The sequence below is a fragment of the Terriglobus sp. genome (assembly GCF_965201105.1).
GTDB lineage: Bacteria > Acidobacteriota > Terriglobia > Terriglobales > Acidobacteriaceae > Terriglobus.
The window spans coordinates 2,749,585-2,766,421 of record NZ_OZ241741.1; the positions used below are offsets into that span (position 1 = coordinate 2,749,585).

16 protein-coding genes and 4 tRNA genes are annotated in these 16,837 nt (G+C 61.2%); 11 read left to right on the plus strand and 9 right to left on the minus strand.

The features are described from left to right. Positions 1–21 precede the first annotated feature (21 nt). Both ACOFKT_RS12020 and ACOFKT_RS12025 read left to right on the plus strand, forming a co-directional pair. Positions 22–1,677 (plus strand): CTP synthase, encoded by a 1,656-nt coding sequence (locus ACOFKT_RS12020; protein ID WP_419804229.1) that lies wholly within the window; start codon positions 22–24, stop codon positions 1,675–1,677. 41 nt (positions 1,678–1,718) lie between these two features. Next, positions 1,719–2,441 carry a DUF4230 domain-containing protein gene (locus ACOFKT_RS12025; RefSeq protein ID WP_419804230.1) on the plus strand — a complete coding sequence of 241 codons (723 nt, stop codon included), beginning with the start codon at positions 1,719–1,721 and terminating at the stop codon, positions 2,439–2,441. Between the two features lie 174 nt (positions 2,442–2,615). Here the strand turns inward: ACOFKT_RS12025 and ACOFKT_RS12030 are convergent, their stop codons facing one another. The 7 genes from ACOFKT_RS12030 to ACOFKT_RS12060 all read right to left on the minus strand — a co-directional run bounded on the left by ACOFKT_RS12030 (position 2,616) and on the right by ACOFKT_RS12060 (position 9,971). Further along, positions 2,616–3,575 carry an OmpA family protein gene (locus ACOFKT_RS12030; RefSeq protein WP_419804231.1) on the minus strand — a complete coding sequence of 320 codons (960 nt, stop codon included), beginning with the start codon at positions 3,573–3,575 and terminating at the stop codon, positions 2,616–2,618. Between the two features lie 246 nt (positions 3,576–3,821). Then, positions 3,822–4,325: a DUF2393 family protein gene (locus ACOFKT_RS12035; RefSeq protein ID WP_419804232.1), complete on the minus strand. Its 504-nt coding sequence runs from the start codon at positions 4,323–4,325 to the stop codon at positions 3,822–3,824. A 147-nt stretch (positions 4,326–4,472) separates the two neighbouring features. Further along, the gene (locus tag ACOFKT_RS12040; RefSeq protein WP_419804233.1) at positions 4,473–5,378 is read right to left on the minus strand and encodes a pseudouridine synthase; all 906 of its coding nucleotides are present in this window, start codon (positions 5,376–5,378) and stop codon (positions 4,473–4,475) included. After that, a complete protein-coding gene (gene scpB, locus ACOFKT_RS12045) occupies positions 5,375–6,535 on the minus strand; it encodes an SMC-Scp complex subunit ScpB (RefSeq protein ID WP_419804234.1) in 1,161 nt (386 codons plus the stop codon). Before scpB ends, ACOFKT_RS12040 begins: the two co-directional genes overlap by 4 nt. 161 nt (positions 6,536–6,696) lie before the next feature. Then, positions 6,697–8,079, minus strand: coding sequence for a PQQ-dependent sugar dehydrogenase (locus ACOFKT_RS12050; RefSeq protein ID WP_419804235.1), 1,383 nt, complete (start codon positions 8,077–8,079; stop codon positions 6,697–6,699). 36 nt (positions 8,080–8,115) lie between these two features. Continuing rightward, entirely contained in the window at positions 8,116–9,096 is a 981-nt protein-coding gene (locus tag ACOFKT_RS12055) for a hypothetical protein (RefSeq protein WP_419804236.1), read from the minus strand. A 20-nt stretch (positions 9,097–9,116) separates the two neighbouring features. Beyond that, positions 9,117–9,971 (minus strand): hypothetical protein, encoded by an 855-nt coding sequence (locus ACOFKT_RS12060; RefSeq protein WP_419804237.1) that lies wholly within the window; start codon positions 9,969–9,971, stop codon positions 9,117–9,119. Between the two features lie 276 nt (positions 9,972–10,247). Between ACOFKT_RS12060 and ACOFKT_RS12065 the strand changes: the two genes are divergently transcribed. The 9 genes from ACOFKT_RS12065 (at position 10,248) to tuf (ending at position 14,870) form a co-directional block, all read left to right on the plus strand. Beyond that, positions 10,248–11,537, plus strand: a complete 1,290-nt coding sequence (locus ACOFKT_RS12065; protein WP_419804238.1) for an FAD-binding protein — start codon at positions 10,248–10,250, stop codon at positions 11,535–11,537. A 147-nt stretch (positions 11,538–11,684) separates the two neighbouring features. Then, positions 11,685–11,760: transfer RNA gene (locus tag ACOFKT_RS12070), tRNA-Thr, on the plus strand. A gap of 35 nt (positions 11,761–11,795) precedes the next feature. Then, a tRNA-Tyr gene (locus ACOFKT_RS12075) sits at positions 11,796–11,882 on the plus strand. A 20-nt stretch (positions 11,883–11,902) separates the two neighbouring features. Continuing rightward, on the plus strand, positions 11,903–12,115 hold the full coding sequence (locus ACOFKT_RS12080) for a hypothetical protein (RefSeq protein WP_419804239.1): 213 nt from the start codon (positions 11,903–11,905) through the stop codon (positions 12,113–12,115). 15 nt (positions 12,116–12,130) lie between these two features. Then, positions 12,131–12,205, plus strand: a tRNA-Thr gene (locus ACOFKT_RS12085). A gap of 99 nt (positions 12,206–12,304) precedes the next feature. Then, positions 12,305–12,379 (plus strand) — tRNA-Gly (locus tag ACOFKT_RS12090). A gap of 30 nt (positions 12,380–12,409) precedes the next feature. After that, positions 12,410–12,718, plus strand: coding sequence for a hypothetical protein (locus tag ACOFKT_RS12095; RefSeq protein WP_419804240.1), 309 nt, complete (start codon positions 12,410–12,412; stop codon positions 12,716–12,718). Positions 12,719–12,736: 18 nt separating this feature from the next. Further along, positions 12,737–13,576, plus strand: a complete 840-nt coding sequence (locus ACOFKT_RS12100) for a 2OG-Fe(II) oxygenase (RefSeq protein ID WP_419804241.1) — start codon at positions 12,737–12,739, stop codon at positions 13,574–13,576. Between the two features lie 106 nt (positions 13,577–13,682). Continuing rightward, positions 13,683–14,870: an elongation factor Tu gene (gene tuf / locus ACOFKT_RS12105; RefSeq protein WP_419804213.1), complete on the plus strand. Its 1,188-nt coding sequence runs from the start codon at positions 13,683–13,685 to the stop codon at positions 14,868–14,870. A 330-nt stretch (positions 14,871–15,200) separates the two neighbouring features. Here tuf and ACOFKT_RS12110 read toward each other — a convergent pair whose 3' ends face one another. Together ACOFKT_RS12110 and ACOFKT_RS12115 are read right to left on the minus strand one after the other, a co-directional pair. Continuing rightward, positions 15,201–15,872: a hypothetical protein gene (locus tag ACOFKT_RS12110; protein ID WP_419804242.1), complete on the minus strand. Its 672-nt coding sequence runs from the start codon at positions 15,870–15,872 to the stop codon at positions 15,201–15,203. A gap of 87 nt (positions 15,873–15,959) precedes the next feature. Beyond that, positions 15,960–16,826, minus strand: a complete 867-nt coding sequence (locus ACOFKT_RS12115; protein ID WP_419804243.1) for a ferritin-like domain-containing protein — start codon at positions 16,824–16,826, stop codon at positions 15,960–15,962. Between the last annotated feature and the right edge of the window lie 11 nt (positions 16,827–16,837).

A 16,837-nucleotide genomic window follows, 5' to 3' on the forward strand; every position in this document is an offset into this window, starting at 1 on the left:
ACTGAATCGTACGAGGCGGAGATGTCAGCGAAATACATCTTTGTAACGGGCGGCGTCGTGTCTTCGCTCGGCAAAGGGCTTGCGGCGGCGTCGATCGGCTGCCTGTTGGAGGCGCGCGGCATTCGCGTTGGCATGATGAAGTTCGACCCGTATCTGAATGTGGATCCTGGTACGATGTCGCCGTTCCAGCACGGCGAGGTTTTTGTGACGGACGACGGCGCCGAGACCGACCTGGACATGGGTCACTATGAGCGCTTCACCCATGCGAAGCTGAGCCGTGACAACAACCTGACCAGCGGCCGCATTTATGAGCAGGTAATCACCAAGGAGCGCCGCGGCGATTACCTGGGCAAAACCGTACAGGTGATTCCGCATGTGACCAACGAGATCAAAAACGCCATGCGCAAGGTCGCGGCGGAAAACCAGGTGGTCCTGGTCGAAATCGGCGGGACGGTCGGCGACATTGAATCGTTGCCGTTTTTAGAAGCCATTCGCCAAATGCGGCAGGACCTTGGCCGCGACAACACGCTGTTTGTACACGTGACGCTGGTGCCGTGGATCGCCGCCGCACAGGAGCTGAAAACCAAGCCGACACAGCACAGCGTGAAGGAGATGCTGAGCATCGGCATTCAGCCGGACATCCTGCTCTGTCGCTCGGAGCGCAACCTGCCGCGCGAGATGCGGACCAAGATCGCCGCTTTCTGCAACGTGGAAGAGGCTGCGGTGATCGCGGCGCGCGACGTGGCGAATATCTATGAGCTCCCCCTCGCTTTTGCGCAGGAGGGAGTGGACGCGCTGGTGCTGAAGTACCTTCGGCTGGATGACGGGCCGGAGGCGGAGCTGGACAGCTGGAAGGACCTGGTCCACCGCGCCTACCACCCCAAGGACGAGGTACACATCGGCATTGTCGGCAAGTACGTCGAGTATGAGGACAGCTACAAGTCGCTCAAAGAGGCGCTCGTACATGGCGCTCTGGCCAGCAATCTAAAGCTGCGCGTGACGTGGATCGAGGCCGAGAGCCTGGAAACGGAAGACGGCTCATACGTGCAGCAGCTTGAGGGACTCGATGGCATTCTGGTGCCGGGTGGCTTCGGCAAGCGCGGCATTGAGGGCATGCTGAACGGCATCCGCTTCGCGCGCGAAAACAAGGTGCCGTACTTCGGTATCTGCCTGGGCATGCAGACGGCGTGCATCGAGTTTGCGCGCAACGTATGTGGGCTGAAGGACGCGAACTCCGGTGAATTCGATCCGGCAACACCGCACCGCGTGATCTATAAATTGCGCGAGCTGACCGGCGTGGAGGAGATGGGTGGAACCATGCGCCTGGGTGCGTGGACCTGTCACATGGAGCCGGGTTCGCTGGCGGCGCGCATCTATGGCACGACGGAGATCAGCGAGCGCCACCGGCACCGGTACGAGTTCAACCGTGAGTATGAACCGCAGCTGAGCGGCGCGGGCCTGCGCTTTACCGGCTCCACGCAGGAGGGAACGTACGTGGAAATGGTGGAGCTGCCGCAGGCGACGCACCCATTCTTCATCGCATGCCAGTTCCACCCGGAGTTCAAATCAAAGCCTTTGGAGCCCCATCCGCTCTTCCGCGAGTTCGTACGCGCCAGCTACGCGAATCGTATGCAGCACGGCCGCGCGTTAAGCCAGGAGAGCTTCGCGGTGCTGTAGCCCATGCCGCTGGCGGCGTGCTTTGGCGCATCTGAATGGGTATGAGCACGGATGACGAGCAGCGGATCGAGGCGGAACGGGATCGACAACATGAAGTCAGGCGGCAGGAGCGCATCGCCGCGAACAGCAGGCCACGCAGTCATGTTGGGCTTGTGCTCTTCCTTATGCTGCTTTGCCTGGGTCTGGGTGTCGGTGCTGCGATCTATGCGCTGCATCGAGCCGGGACTGGCGGCATGTTCGGACTCTTGGGCGACAGACTTCTGAGTAGCCGGACGGAAACGGCTTCGGCACCCATGGTCGTTTCACAAATTCAGAGACTCAACCGGCTCGAAACCGTGCAGTACAGCGTGGATACCGTTGTGGAAGGCCACCGCACAAGCAGCCTGAGTGTCTTGCCAGACCTGCTTTTCGGGGACCGCCTGCTGCTGGTTGTGCATGAGCAGGTTTTTGCAGGCGTGGACCTGTCGCAGCTAAAACCGGAAAGTGTGCATGTAAGCGGGACAGCGGTGCAGGTGGACCTGCCGCCTTCGCAGATCTTCAGCACACGCATCGATGAGGCAAAGACAAAGGTCTTTGCGCGATCCACAGGGCTGCTGGTCCCCGTGGATCCTAACCTGGAGACGGACACGCGCCAAACAGCCGAGACGCAGGTGCGGGACGCGGCCACGAAAGACGGCATTCTGGACACCGCACGCAGCAACGCGCGCAACAGTACCGAAAGCCTGCTTCGCGGCTTGGGCTTTCAGCAGGTTACCGTTCGCTAAGATCAGCGGAAGCAGCAAAAAAAACGGCCCTCCAGGAGGAGGGCCAATCTGCCTTGGTTCTCTCGGGTTAGGAGAGGTGCTTCGGCGGTGCGCTCTAGGGCGCACGCACCGAACTTGGTTCACACTTCCAGTGACACGCATTCAGAGGAGGACCGTGTCATGGGTGTGGGAAAGCTAGTTCATACGTGCCGAATCGGCTGCGGCACTTGTACCGGTCGAAGCGGCAGGAGCATTGTTGCTGGCCTGTGGGGCGCCCCCATCCATCTGGGCCAGGCTGTTGTGCAGCAGGGTGATTCGTACACCGTTCACCAGCGGCTTTTCGTTGGTGGCTGAATCGGTGTTAGCAGATGCCTTCACGCGGCCCAGACCAGACTTATATATACGGTACACAGGAACTTGGTGCTCGGTGACGAGATAACGAACCACCGAGTCGGCCATAGCCTGCGAAGTGCTGACACCCGAGCGGCTATAGCCCTGCACCTCAAGGATATAGCCTTTTTCGGTTCCCAGCGTGGAAGCTACCTGGTCAAGATCTGCCTTGGCCTTGGTGCCCAACGTTGTGCGGCCTGCAGCGAATTTCACCGCTGTGCTGGAAACGGTCTGGTACTGGTCCAGGTTGGTCACCGTACCGTGCAGCGCGTCCGTACGGGTGCTGGCCTGCGTGGCAAGTCCGTTTGCCTGGGTCGCCCGCTGCGTTGCCGCCTGGGCATGGGCATCTGCCTGGGCCGCGGCATCGTTCGCCTGGCGGATGCCGGCCTGGGCGCGGCTGTCGACATCCTTGATGTCATTCGCGTTCTTGGCCTGCAGCTGATCCAGCTCATTGACGCGGTCCTTGACCGGGTCAACCTGCCTGTGTACCCACTTCTTCCGCGCCATCGGGTTCATGTGACCCCAGAAGCCTTCCTTGCTCTTCATCGGCAGAGGCTGGCCAGTGGCGTAGGTGGAATTGTCCGCGGCATCCTGCTTGGCCGGGGTTGCCGGCTGCGTGGAGGTCGACTGCGCCGCGGCAGCCGTGCTCTGCGTGTCGCTGTTGGTCTGGGTGGCGGCCTGGGGCGCCTGCGAGAAGGCCAGCGTGCTGCTGGCAAACAGAGCCGACACTGCGGCAATACGAAGCAGAGTGCGAGTGGAATCCATGAAAGTGACTTGCTCCTTTGATCGGCCGGCCACCCTAGGCAGCCAACGGCTGCGCATCCGGGTTGCGGGTTGCAATCGGTACGACAGGCACGGAGCAACTGGTGTGCCAAACTGCACAGCCATGAATTCAACAACTTAGGAGTTCGTCAATGGAGAGCCCCTTGCTGAACGCCGCACGTTCGAGGCAGATTCTACCAAGTCCATGAGGAAGTTCTTACGCCTCGGTTGCTTCGGAGCCGGCCGTTGCTACTCCGTTTCGGTACGGACGATGTGAATCTGAGGCGGCTGCTGATTCCAGGAGGCGGGAACGTTTTCGAGGATAAGCCGGAAATCATGGGTGGCACCCGCGTTTAGCGGCTCCGCAGACACGGGCTCCAGGTCGACGTAGGGCTGCCGCGTGCGAATTAGCGTAAGCGGAACCGTGACTGGGGCTGAAACGGTGCCGTCGTCTGCCGGAAAGACGAGCTGGGCGGTGGCCGCGGTTACGGTTTTGCTGCCGCTGTTTCTGACCACGCCGTCAATGTAGGTGACCTTGCCGCCGGTTCCGTTGGTCGCCTCGGAAAGTTGCAGGTTTCCAGTGCTCAGGTTGGCGGCGTAGCTATCGGGGGCACCGGCATCCCTGGGTGCGCGGCGCAGAGTTGTTGCCGCCATCACGAGCGCGATCAGGATTACGGCACCCGCCGCAGCAAGCAGAACGTTACGCGAGATACCCGGTTCTTTAGGCGATTCCGAGGAGAAGGGCGTGGCCATGGGAGGAGTGTACAAGGGCATGCGCAAGCCGTATTGCGCTGGCCCCTGAGGATCAGGTCCTAACATGCTGCAGGTGCAAAAACGCCGTGCTCCGGTGGAAGCTACCGGTGGCTGTCACCCTTGCTCATTCAGCAGAGCGGGGTTTCGTCAGAAGCGGGGGCGGGCGCCGCGGGAGCCGGTCTTCTGCCCGGATCTCTTTAGCTGGGCGTGTTCGCTGGGTCGCTGTTTGCGTTGAACGGACTTGCCGGCGGCGGCGCGGCCGAGTGCCTGGACCTCGCCGGTGGTTAATTCGCGAAAATCGCCCATGGGAACGTCGAGCGTCAAGGCGCCGTAGCCGATGCGCCGGATCTTCTCAACGTGATGACCGATCTCCTCAAACATCTTGCGGAGCTGGCGATTGCGGCCTTCGGTCAGGGTGACCTCATACCACGGGTTCTCGCCGCGCCGGGCGAGTTCGACCCGGGCGGGTGCGGTCAGAACGCGGTCGCGGCGAGTGCCACGGACCTCGGCGAGCCGGCCGCGGTCGATCATGACACCGGTGCGGAGCTGCTCAAGAGCTTCCGCCGTGGGTTGGCCCGCAACCTTAACGAGATAAGTTTTCTGGACGGAGTTGGCGGCTTTGCTCAGGTTGTTGGCCAGGTCGCCGTCGTTGGTCATCAGCAGCAGGCCCTCGGAGTTGTAGTCGAGGCGGCCGACCGGGTAAAGACGGACATCGAGCTTGCGGCCGGACTTGCGCGCGGTCTCGCGGAGGAGATCGACGACGGTCTCGCGGCGCTCGGGGTCGCTCATCGTCGTCACATAGCCGCGCGGCTTGTTGACCATGAAATAACGGTGCTCCTGCGTACCCTGGAGGAGCTTGCCGTCGACGCGGATGTGGTCTTTGGCGATGTCGGCGCGGGTGCCGAGCTCGGTGACCGTGTCGCCGTTGACCTGAACGCGGCCTTCTGCGATGAGCTCCTCGGCCTTGCGGCGCGACGCGATGCCTGCTTCGGCGAGGATTTTCTGGAGGCGCACGCCTTCGCGCGGCTCCGGGAGGGATGCCTGTTTTTTCACGCTGGTTCCTGTTCCGCGGATGCGGGTGCGGCCTCAGAGCGGGGGGAGCTTGCGGCGTTAACGCTAAAGTTGCCGGTTTCCGATTCCGAGGTGCTGTGGTGGCTCTGGTTATCGCTGACGTGGGACTCGCTCGCACTGGGCGGTGCCTGGCCGGCCTCTTCCGATGGGGAAGCAGCTTCAACTTCGGCGGGGGTGCCACTCCCGGCATCCGGATTGTTGGTTTCGCGGATGTGTTCGGCATCGCCGCGGGCGTTGGCGCGTTCGATCACGTTGTCGGTGTTGTCCATCGGCAGGTCCTCCTGGTCGGCGAGTTCGCCGGCCATGCGCTCGAATTCTTCCATTGAGGGGAGTTCCTGAACATCGCGAAGACCAAAGCGGACGAGGAACTCTTTGGTCGTCTTGTAGAGCATGGGTCGGCCGATGACCTGCTTGCGGCCGGCGGTCTGGATGAGCTTGCGGGTGAGCAGACCGCCAAGGACGCCGGCAGAGTCGACGCCGCGGATTTCGGAGATTTCGGCAGCGGTAACGGGCTGCTTGTAGGCGACGACGGCGAGGGTTTCGAGCGCCTGCAGGCTGAGCTTCAGCGCGGGTTTCAGGCTCTTCACAAAGCCGCGAACCGCATCGTGGTACTCGGGTTTCGTGCCGAAGCGGAAACCGCCGGCGACTTCGCGGATCTCGAGGCCGCGGTCGGAATCAGCGTATTCGCGGATAAGCGTATCGACGATGCCGCGGAGATAGTCACGCACGGCGCGCTCGCGTTCGCGAGCCTGGCGCTTTTCGGCTTCGGTGTTTGCAACGGGCGCCTGCGGCGGGGTGTCTGGTTCGGGGTTGAATCCGGCTACGTTAGCGCTTTCGGAAGCAGAGCGGTGATCATTTGCGGTTTCGGAGTCGGCGGCAGCCGGGGCGCTTGCGTCAGCGGTTTCGGTTTGCGCAGAAGGTAAGGGCTCGATTGCAGCGGCTTCGTCCACTGAGCCAGTTGCCTCGTCCACGGCGTCCGCGGACTCACCCATGCCGCCAAGCGGCAGTTCCGCTTGCCGCGCGGCAAGGGCGTTGAGTTCGGATTGCGCTTCTTCGCTGAGGAGGACAACGAGTTGAGCCAGCGTGACCGGCTCTTCCGAGGCGTAGATGACGGCTTCGATTTTGGACTTGAGGCTCATTGCGTACAGCAGGCCCGCGCGTGCGGGCTGCTCGTACCAGTATGCCGGATGTGTGCGGCTTTAGCCGCCGAGTTAGGACGTTCATGCCGCAACGGAAGCGGCTAAAGCCGCGGTCCGTCCGTCCGGACGATCTATCTCAGTGGCTAAAGCCACCTGCACCGCTACTTGCTGGCCGTCTGGCGGTTGCCGGTGTAGGTGACGCGCCAGATGGTGTTGGCACCGTCTTCGACGACATACAAAGCACCATCCTTGCCGACCGTTACGCCGACGGGACGACCCCAAACCTTGCCGTCGGGGGTGACGAAGCCGGTGACGAAATCCTCGTACTCGCCGGTGGCCTTGCCGTCGTGCACAAAGGCGTGGACGACCTCATACCCGGCGCGGTTTTTCCGGTTCCAGGAGCCGTGCTCGGCAGCGAAGATGTCGCCGTCAATCGAGGCCGGGAACGCGGAAGCTCCCTTTTCGTTTGCCGGGTAGAAGAGCATTTCGAGCGATGCCATGTGCGGCTGCACCAGCACGTCTGGCGTAATCACTTTGCTCTGCAGCTCCGGGTGCTTACCGATGTGGCGCGGGTCCTGCACGCCGCCCTTCGCTCCGCCCATGTAATAGAACGGCCAGCCGTAGAAACCGCCCTCCTGCACGTGAGTGATGTAGTCGGGCACCAGGTGATTGCCAAGGCGGTCGCGCTCGTTGGTGGAGCACCAAAGGTCGCCGCTGATGGGGTTAATCGCTTCCCCGACACAATTGCGGATGCCATAGGCGTACACCTTTACAAAAGTGCCGTCGGGTTTGTACTCAAGCACGTCGGCGCGGTGGAACTCACCGGGATTGTTGTCGGTGTCGTCCACGTTGGAACGCGAGCCGACGGAGACAAACATGCGGGTGCCGTCCTTGGAGAAGACGACGTCACGCGTCCAGTGCCCGCCGCCGCGAAGCTGGGCGAAGCCGGGCAGTTCCTTGACGACAATCTCTGCCGGGCCGCTGCTGTGCAGATCGCCTGCCTTGTAGGGGAACTTGACCACGTTGATGGTGTTGGCGACGTAGACCCACTTGGGGTTAACGGCGGGATAGAAGTTGATGCCAAACGGCAGCGTCTTGCCTTTTTCGTTGTCGAACTGCTCAACGGAGGCGAAGACCTCCTTCTGCTGCGCCTTGCCGTCTGGGCCGACGCCGCGAAGAACGTAGATTTTGCCCGCTTTGGAATCAGCGACGAAGATGTCGCCGTTGGGAGCAGTGCGCGCCAGGCGGGGATTCTGCCATTCACCTTCGCTGTACAACTCAACTTTGTAGCCGGCGGGCACGCTGGGCACGGCACCGTCGCGCGGCGAGAGCGACGGCCCGTTGTCCACTGACTCGTCCTCATGCGGCGTGGGCAGGTCGGCCACGGTGATGTGGATGCGATTGCCGGGCTTCTGTTCCAAGGCATCCTCAAATGCGGACTGCCCGGTTTTCGGTGTGGACGTCTGGGCCGGCAGAGTTTGCGCGAGAAGCGTGGCGGCAAGCGGCATCGCCAGGAGAGTAGGGATCAGAACGCGGCGCATCATGCCCTTGATGCTATCGCAGCGCGGCCATCGTTTGCCTTATCGCGAACTGGCGCTGGCGCGAAGTAGCTCGATCGGGATGTCTGCGTTCAGCAGAACATGGCTCTTCTGCTGCTGCACCCCTACCGAGGCGAAGGCACGATGGAGCGCCTGCTGATTGGCGGTGCCGCCATCTGGCACGAAGGCGCGGAGCAGGTTGAGGATGGTCTGCAGGTTTGTCGTGGTCTGCGCAGCGTCCTGCTCAGAGGGCGCAAAGTCTTCGACTCGGAGGTGCAGCGCCGTGCGGTAGGTGACCGAGGCAACGAAGTCCGTGTCCTCGCTGAGCGGCAACGGAACGCCGAAGACCTGAACGTGTCCGTTTTCGGAAAATGGCAGGGCGACATGCCCGATGCCCCAGGCCAGGGAAAAATACGGCACGTCGTGATAGTGCGCGGTGAGCACCGAGGAACCGCTGAAGGGGGACGCGCCCGCGCCGTAGCGGTCGAGCATGGAATGAATTTGTTCGGCGGTGGGCATGTTGGAGGCCGCGAGGATGTCGAAGCCGAGCGGCGCGATGCGGAGGGTGCGGCCTTCCTGCCCGGGAACGGTGTAGATGGTGTGACCGGCGTAGGTTTCGGTGGCGCGGCTATTGGCCTGCAGCCAAGCGGAGAGACGGGTCGCGTCGAAGCGGCCCTCGGCTACGGCGGAGTAGGCGACCGGACCGTTTGGCCCTTTGGGGTCGGGCATGCGGTGCAGCGCGACGGCGATGCGGTCCAGGTCGCGCTCCCACCGAAACCCGGTGCTGTTGACGAATTGCGCGTAGTCCGGCGCTGGCTGTACGGGCTTTTCATCGAAGTGGGTGGCGGCGCGAACGGGTTTCAGGTTGAAGTAGACGATCGCGTCGGACTCGGGCAATAAGCGTGCGACCTCCGGCGGCGCGTGGAAGCGCAGGAGGAGAATCACGGCGAGCGCGACGACCAGCACCAGAGCCGCCAGCAGCGAGTAGAGGGTGCGTCGACGCAATCGAGGCAGTTTCGGCACGGGGTCAGGATAGCGGATATCTAATTGCTGACGCGAAACGTATACATCTTACCTGCGTAGACCATCCCAGCAGCATTGGCATTGCCGGGCGGCAGAACACCAAATTCACCTTTGGCGATGTCCGGCGGTACGGTGAAGCTGAAGATCCGTGGTGAGACTTTACGGATCGGAAGCTCAAGCTGGTCGTGGCCAGCGCCGGTTTCGGAGTGGAAGACATTGCCCGTCCTGACCCGGAATTCGCGGCGATCCGATTTTTCGCGAAAGCGCACGATGACGTATTCCACTGGGTCGCAGAGGCGAGGTGCCAGGATCAGCATCTCGGTGCCAGGTTCGATCTGCAAGGAAGACTTTGGACCAGTGATCTGGCCGTTTAGATCTTTCTTGACGATGTTGTTGGTGAGCAGACTTTTAAGTGCACCGCCGTCGCGATAGGTGATCAGTTCGGGCGAGACCGCCTCCCACTGACCCTGCTTGTTTTTGAAATACAGGCCAGGATCGTCCACTTCCGGAGAGAGCGGGGTGACCTCGACCGGCGCGTTCATCACGACTCGATTGCTTGCGAGAGGCATCTGGCCGGGCGCCCTGAATATAGGACGCTGTGCGAGGCCGCTGCTGCGCGCCAGCATGGCGCTGATGATCGGCTGGCTAACTCCAGCGTTCTTCAATGCAATCAGGTCGTCCGGGCCTGTCTGGAAGTTGACGGGCTGCGTATTGATCGCCTGACGAATGATGCTGTCGCTAATGTCTGCCTTGGTCATTCGGATAATCGCGGCATTGTCGAGCACCTGCGGATCGCGATGTACGGAGGCCGTGGCCGTGTTGGCGGAGTCGGCTTCGCTCTGCCGAGCGTGGTTCTGATCCTGCTGGCGCTGCAACGCGGGCAGTGGGCCCTCATCCTGCGCGAGACAAACAGCGTTCAGGGCAAGCACAAGCGGGATGAGGCAGAAGAGCTTGAAGGTGGTGCGCACGGCAAGGCTCCTTGGGCGACGTTCTGACGACGTTTTGTCGGTTGGACGAAGCATATCGCAGGGTGGTGCGCGGCCCGCAACGTATAAGGTTGCGCATGAACCGCCGCACACTTTTGCAGGGCTCGGCCGTGCTGGCGGGTACGGGGGACGCTGTCTCGGCTTACGCTGGGGTAGGGAGCTTTCTTGAACGATCACGCCGCCATACCGCGCACAAACTGGTCGAGGAATCTGCACTTTCGCACCGGCCGTGTATATGCACCGACGACGCTGGACGAAGTGCAGCAGATCGTGCGTGCGAATCCAAAGCTGAAGGGGCTGGGATCGCGGCACTCGTTCAATGACTCGGCGGATTCCCATGATGCGCAGATCAGCATGCGCGCGGTGAAGTCGGTGCACATAGATGCCGCGGCGAAGACGGCAACCGTGGGCGCGGGTGTCGCGTATGGCGAGCTTGCACCAGTGCTGGACCAGGCCGGCTATGCGCTGCATAGTCTGGCGTCGCTGCCCCATATCAGCGTGGGCGGTACGATCGCGACCGCCACACATGGATCAGGCGTCCATAACGGCAATCTGGCGACGGCAGTTTGTGGGTTGGAAATGGTGACGGCGGATGGGAACGTGCTGCTTTTATCGCGCGACCATGACGGCGAGGTATTCAAAACAGCCGTGGTGCACATAGGCGGCCTTGGCATTGTGACCGCGGTGACGCTGGATCTGTTGCCGCGCTTCAATATGACGCAGGTGGTCTACGAGGATCTATCGTTCGACCAGTTGCAGCACAACATGGAAGCAATCCTGGGTGCGGCCTACAGCGTGAGCCTGTTTACCACGTGGCAGAGTAACCGCGCCACCCAGGTGTGGTTGAAGCAGAAGGTGCAGCCGGGCGTGACGCCGTCGGCATATGAGGCGCTGCCGAAGGAGTTCTACGGCGCGACGCTGCAGAAAGTGAAGCTGCATCCTTTGCGTGAAATGCCCGCGCAGAACTGCACCGAGCAGATGGGCAGCGTGGGGCCCTGGTACGCGCGGCTGCCGCACTTCAAGATGGAGTTCACACCGTCCAGCGGTGAGGAGTTGCAGAGTGAGTTCTTTGTTGCGCGCGAACATGGGTACGAAGCGATTCGCGCCATCGAGACGCTGAAGGATCGGATCACGCCGCACCTGCTCATCACGGAGTTGCGCACGATCGCGGCGGACGATCTGCCGATGAGCATGAACTACAAGCGTGACTCACTGGCGATCCATTTCACCTGGAAGCCGCAGGAAGACGCCGTGCGGGCGCTCTTGCCGGCAATCGAGGCGGAGCTGGCGCCGTTTCAAGTGCGGCCGCACTGGGGCAAAATCTTCACCGTGGACGCAAAGACCCTGCAGAGCCGGTACCCGGAGATGCAGCAGTATCGCGACCTGGCGAAGAAGCTGGATCCGCAGAGCAAGTTCCGCAATGATTTCCTGAATCGGACGGTGTTTGCGAGCTGAGCCGCGGCGCAGGGCTCGTCGGCGTTTCGAGTGTCGATTCTGTGCTACATTCAGTTGTAGCGCTGCGCATCTTTTGGCAGCGTTGTTTGCTGTATGGGGCGGTGTGTTGGCCTGGTCTTTTTCCGGTGTTGGTGGCCGGTGTGAAGGGCTGGCGTAGCTCAGCCGGTAGAGCATCTGATTTGTAATCAGAGGGTCGGGGGTTCAAATCCCTTCGCCAGCTCCAGTTCCCATCCTTCTCATGCAGCAGGCGCAAACCGGGCACAGGTGGCCGAGTGGTTAATGGCAGCAGACTGTAAATCTGCCACGCATCGCGTTACGGAGGTTCGAATCCTCCCCTGTGCACCACTTCCCGGCCTGTGAAAGACGTGAAGGCATACATGGGCGGTCCGGGATCGCAGGGGCGTATGGCCGTCGCACTGGTCGTGATTGCGGGGGCCGCGCTTGGGGTTTGGCTCACAATGGATCCGGGAAAATACCGGACGTTGTCGTGGGTAGTATTGGGGTTTTTCGCGTTTCGGGTACTGATTGGCCGCATGCGGCAGCAGAACACGGAACGCACGCAGATGGATCGCGGCTAGCGCGTTCATCGGCAGGCTGATGTAGCTCAGTGGCAGAGCACTCCCTTGGTAAGGGAGAGGTCGAGGGTTCAAGCCCCTCCATCAGCTCCAGATTGTTCGAGGTAAGGCGATGCGTTCGCCGGCGCAGAGAGCTGATCCGCTGACAAGGCGCAGCCTTTCTCGCTGACTTGCTGACTCGCCGCTCCTCGCGCGGGAGTAACTCAGTGGTAGAGTCACAGCCTTCCAAGCTGTTGGTCGCGGGTTCGATCCCCGTCTCCCGCTCCAAAGTTCTACGGTCGAGGTAGTGGTTCAGTCATGTACGAACAGGCAATGATTGCGGTGGGCAATCCGGAAGCATTTGGGACGGTTCGTCAGGCGATCGAAAGCTCATTTTCGAGCGGCAAGGTTGCCGGGTTCCTGTCGTCCTTGCAGTCGGGCAAGCTACGCGTCCGCGAGTTCGAGCAGGTGCTACATGCCGGCAAACTGGGGCCGGCAGCATCGACCGACTACGATAAGCTGGGCGATGGCGACCAGGGAATGATTCGCGAACTGTACCTGAGCACGCTGGAGCAGGTGGATCCGGAACTCCGCCAGAAGTTCCTCAAGGTCTACGCTTACTACTGAGCCCAGGAGTTCTTCCCCATGTTGAATCGTCAGCAGTACGGAAAAATGATCGAGGAACGCCTGCGCGAAGAGCTGCCGCGGCTTCGCGACGAATTTCCGAAGTATGTCGTGCAGAGCTGCTATATCGACAACCTGTTGCCCGAAGCCGAGGCTCGCGAGATCAACGCTGCGTTTCCTGCAAAAGAAACCATGATGCTTCGTAAGAGCCTGCGCGAAAATAAGTACGTCGCAGCGCAGATGGACAAGTACACGCCCATTCTGGAAGAAATTATCTACGCGTTTCAGGAACCGGGTGTGGTCAAGATTGTTGAGGAGATCACGGGTATCGCCGACATGATTCCGGACACGCACCTGTATGCCGGTGGGATCAGTTTGATGGCAAAGGACAATTTCCTGAACCCACATCTGGATAACTCGCACGACAAGAACCGCCAGGCCTATCGCGTGCTGAACCTGCTCTACTACGTAACTCCGGAGTGGAGCCATCAGAACGGCGGCAACCTGGAGCTGTGGGATGAGGGTCCGAAACATCCGCAGCGTGAGATTACAAGCTGCTTCAATCGGCTTGCCTTAATGGCCACGCATGAGAAGTCGTGGCATTCCGTAAGCAAGGTGAACGTAGAGCGTTCGCGCTGCTGTGTATCCAACTATTACTTCTCTGAGAAGCCGTTGGAAGATCATGAATATTTTCATGTGACCTCATTTCGTGGTCGTCCCGAGCAGCCGGTACGTGACGTGTTACTACAGAGCGACGTGGCGCTGCGTCAGGGTATTCGGAAGATCTTTAAGGGTGGCGTTACGAAGACGACCCACATGTATGTAAAGGACGAAAGCGAAACCAACGACCGTCCGAACTAAAGTTTCCCTGGGCTTGGAGCCGCGCGGTGCGGCAGCCCGAACCATGTTCCGCAAACCATAGGAAGCCGCTTGGCAAACGGCTTAAATCTCAGGAGCAAGTACTCAGATGGCGAAGGAAAAGTTTGATCGTTCGAAGCCTCACGTGAATGTGGGGACGATTGGGCACATTGATCACGGCAAGACGACGTTGACGGCGGCGATCACGAAGGTGTTGTCGAAGCACAACCCGAAGATTGCGTTTCGGTCGTTTGACACGATTGACAACGCTCCGGAAGAGCGGGAGCGCGGCATTACGATTGCGACGGCGCACGTGGAGTATGAGACGGCGAACCGTCACTATGCGCACGTGGACTGCCCTGGCCACGCGGATTACATCAAGAACATGATCACGGGCGCGGCGCAGATGGACGGCGCGATCCTTGTGGTGGCGGCGACGGACGGCCCGATGCCGCAGACCAAGGAGCACGTTCTCTTGGCCCGGCAGGTGGGCGTTCCGTACATTGTTGTGTTTCTGAACAAGTGCGATTCGGTGGAAGACGAGGAGCTGACGGACCTGGTGGAGATGGAAGTCCGCGAGCTCCTGTCGAAGTATGACTTCCCGGGCGACGACGTTCCGGTGATCCGCGGCTCTGCGCTGGGCGCCTTGAACGGCGAAGCGAAGTGGGAAGCCAAGATCGACGAGCTGATGGCGGCGGTGGACGCGACGGTGCCGCAACCCGATCGCCTGGTCGATCTGCCGTTTCTGATGCCGATCGAGGATATCTTTTCGATCTCGGGCCGTGGCACGGTGGTGACGGGCCGCATCGAGCGTGGCAAGATCAACGTGGGCGGGCCTGCGGAGATCGTCGGCTTCCGGGACACCCGGCAGACGGTGGTGACGGGCGTGGAGATGTTCAAGAAGCAGCTGGACGAGGGTCTGGCGGGCGACAACGCGGGTCTGTTGCTGCGCGGCATCGCCAAGGAAGACGTGGAGCGCGGCATGGTGTTGGCCAAGCCTGGATCGATCACGCCGCACACCCAGTTCAAGGGCGAGATCTATGTTCTGTCGAAGGAGGAAGGCGGACGCCACACCCCGTTTTTCAACGGCTACCGTCCCCAGTTTTACTTCCGGACGACGGACGTGACGGGATCGGCCAAGCTGCCGGAGGGCACGGAGATGGTGATGCCGGGCGACAACGTGAGCCTGGAAATCACGCTGCACACCCCGGTGGCGATGGAAAAGGGCCTCCGCTTCGCCATCCGCGAAGGCGGACGCACCGTCGGCGCCGGAACCATCACCGACATCCTCAAGTAAGCACGGCGTGCGGCGGATACGCTTCGCGCGCATCCGCCGCTCCCGCAGGCAATCACAAGCAACACACCAAGGGCCGCATCGACAGATGCGGCCCTTGTGTTTGGAGCGATGTGGTTCTTTGCTCAGCTTAGCGCGTCGTGGTTCTTTGCTCAGCTTAGCGCGTCCGTTCCGCCCCGCTAAAGCTGTTCTCATCGAGGCGTAGTGCTGCTCCGAGAAGAAAGCAGATCCTTCCCCTTCGGCAAGCTCAGGGTCAGGATGACACTCCTAGATGAACGGAAGCTATACCTGAGTGGGGAATGCTCTAAAACCTTTCACTTTCCTATCCCTAGCCTAGAAGCGATAGACGAAGCCGGCCGTCGGCTCTTCCGTGGCGACCCAGCCTCGTGTGCTGAGTGCGCTGTTGTTGAAGTTTGGCGCACGGTAAATTAGAACGCGTCCCTGAATGCGGATAGCGAGGTGCGGCGATTTCGTCGGGATGTCGAAGCCGGTTTCGACCAGACCCGCGCCACGCCACTGGTTGCTCGCCAGGTACGGTAGAAAGTCGACGGCACCACCACCTACGTTCACGTATGGCTGAAATTTGATGTGCGGCGGATGGAATTGATACGCCGCTGTCGCTTCGTGGAAGGCAACGGCGGTCGGGGCGAACCGGTGTGTGCCCGGAGTAGCGGCGTAGTAAAAGCTGTATTGCTCCTCAAACTGCGCGAACTGATAGTTGAACTCGACGCCAGCCCAGGAGACCGGATGGAAGCCGAAGGTTGCCAGAACACCGGGTTTGCTGGTGGCACCTTGCTGCTGCCCGAAGACGGTCTCACGTAACGCGTTTGGTGGGGTTCCGACGGTCGCGGAGACCGGGCCCGCATTATTGGTGAGGGGCGTTGTGAACTCTTGGGTGGCACTGACCGCGATGGTCGCGCCCTTCAGCCGAGTGAATTGCGCCTGCGCACTGACCGCGGCCAGCATCAGGCCAAGCGAGGCGGCGTGTTTGATTCCGGACTTCATGGGGTCTCCTCAGAAAAAAAGCGAACTGTGAGGTGGTCTCTTACGCCGGAAGTTCGGGGTGAACCGAATTATTCCGGCGCGACGGAGCTAGCTGATCGTGATGGCGCCGTTCAACCCGTTGGGGAAGAAACCGCCCTTGGTCACGCCCAGTGTGCCCACCGAGCCATACACAATTTGCAGAACCTGCGACGTGGTGCGCACCGGGTTTAAACCGGTCGTCGCGTCTGTGTTGAAGATTTTGGAGAGGGACGGCACCTGGTCCAGCGAGTCGACCGCGGGAGAGGAGATGCCGTTGACGATGCAGAGCTCGCGCAGGAAGCCGGCGTGCTGTGCCTCTGCATGCAGGATTTGTGCCGCGTAATTGAGTGCCGTGACGCTGGAGACAAGGTACTGCGCGCCGCCAGCATAGGCACTGACACCCACGCTTTCCAGCTGCCGTGCTGCGGCCAGAAAGGTCGCATCATTGGTAACAGCCCCGTTTGCCGCAAGATTGATCGCCGGCATGGCAACGGGAGTGCCGCCGATGCTGGTGATGGAGGCACGAAGCAGTTCCACGTGTTGGCGCTCATGCGTTGCCAACTGATTGGCGAGGCTGGCCACGATCGGGTTGGTGAAGGTGACCTTTGCACCGCCTGTAACGGTTCCAGGGCTGCCGCCCATGTCCGCAGCCGGTAGACCTGCGCCTGTCGTTACGTAGGAGTAGAAACTGGCTTCCAGGTATTCCAGGTTGAGGGCAAAATTTAGCACGTCCAGCACGCTGGGCGTGGTTCCCGGAAGAGAGATGGGACCGTCGGTGCTGCAGCCGGTCATGGCACCGGCGCCGAGTGCAGCACCGGCCAGGCCGAGGGTCGAAAGAAAGCCGCGCCGGTCGCGCAGCGCAGAAGCGCGACGATTGGCGGTGAGCGAGATCTCGCCTTCGCCGCACGTTTCGAGATGATTCATCAAATCAGACATTGGAACTTGCC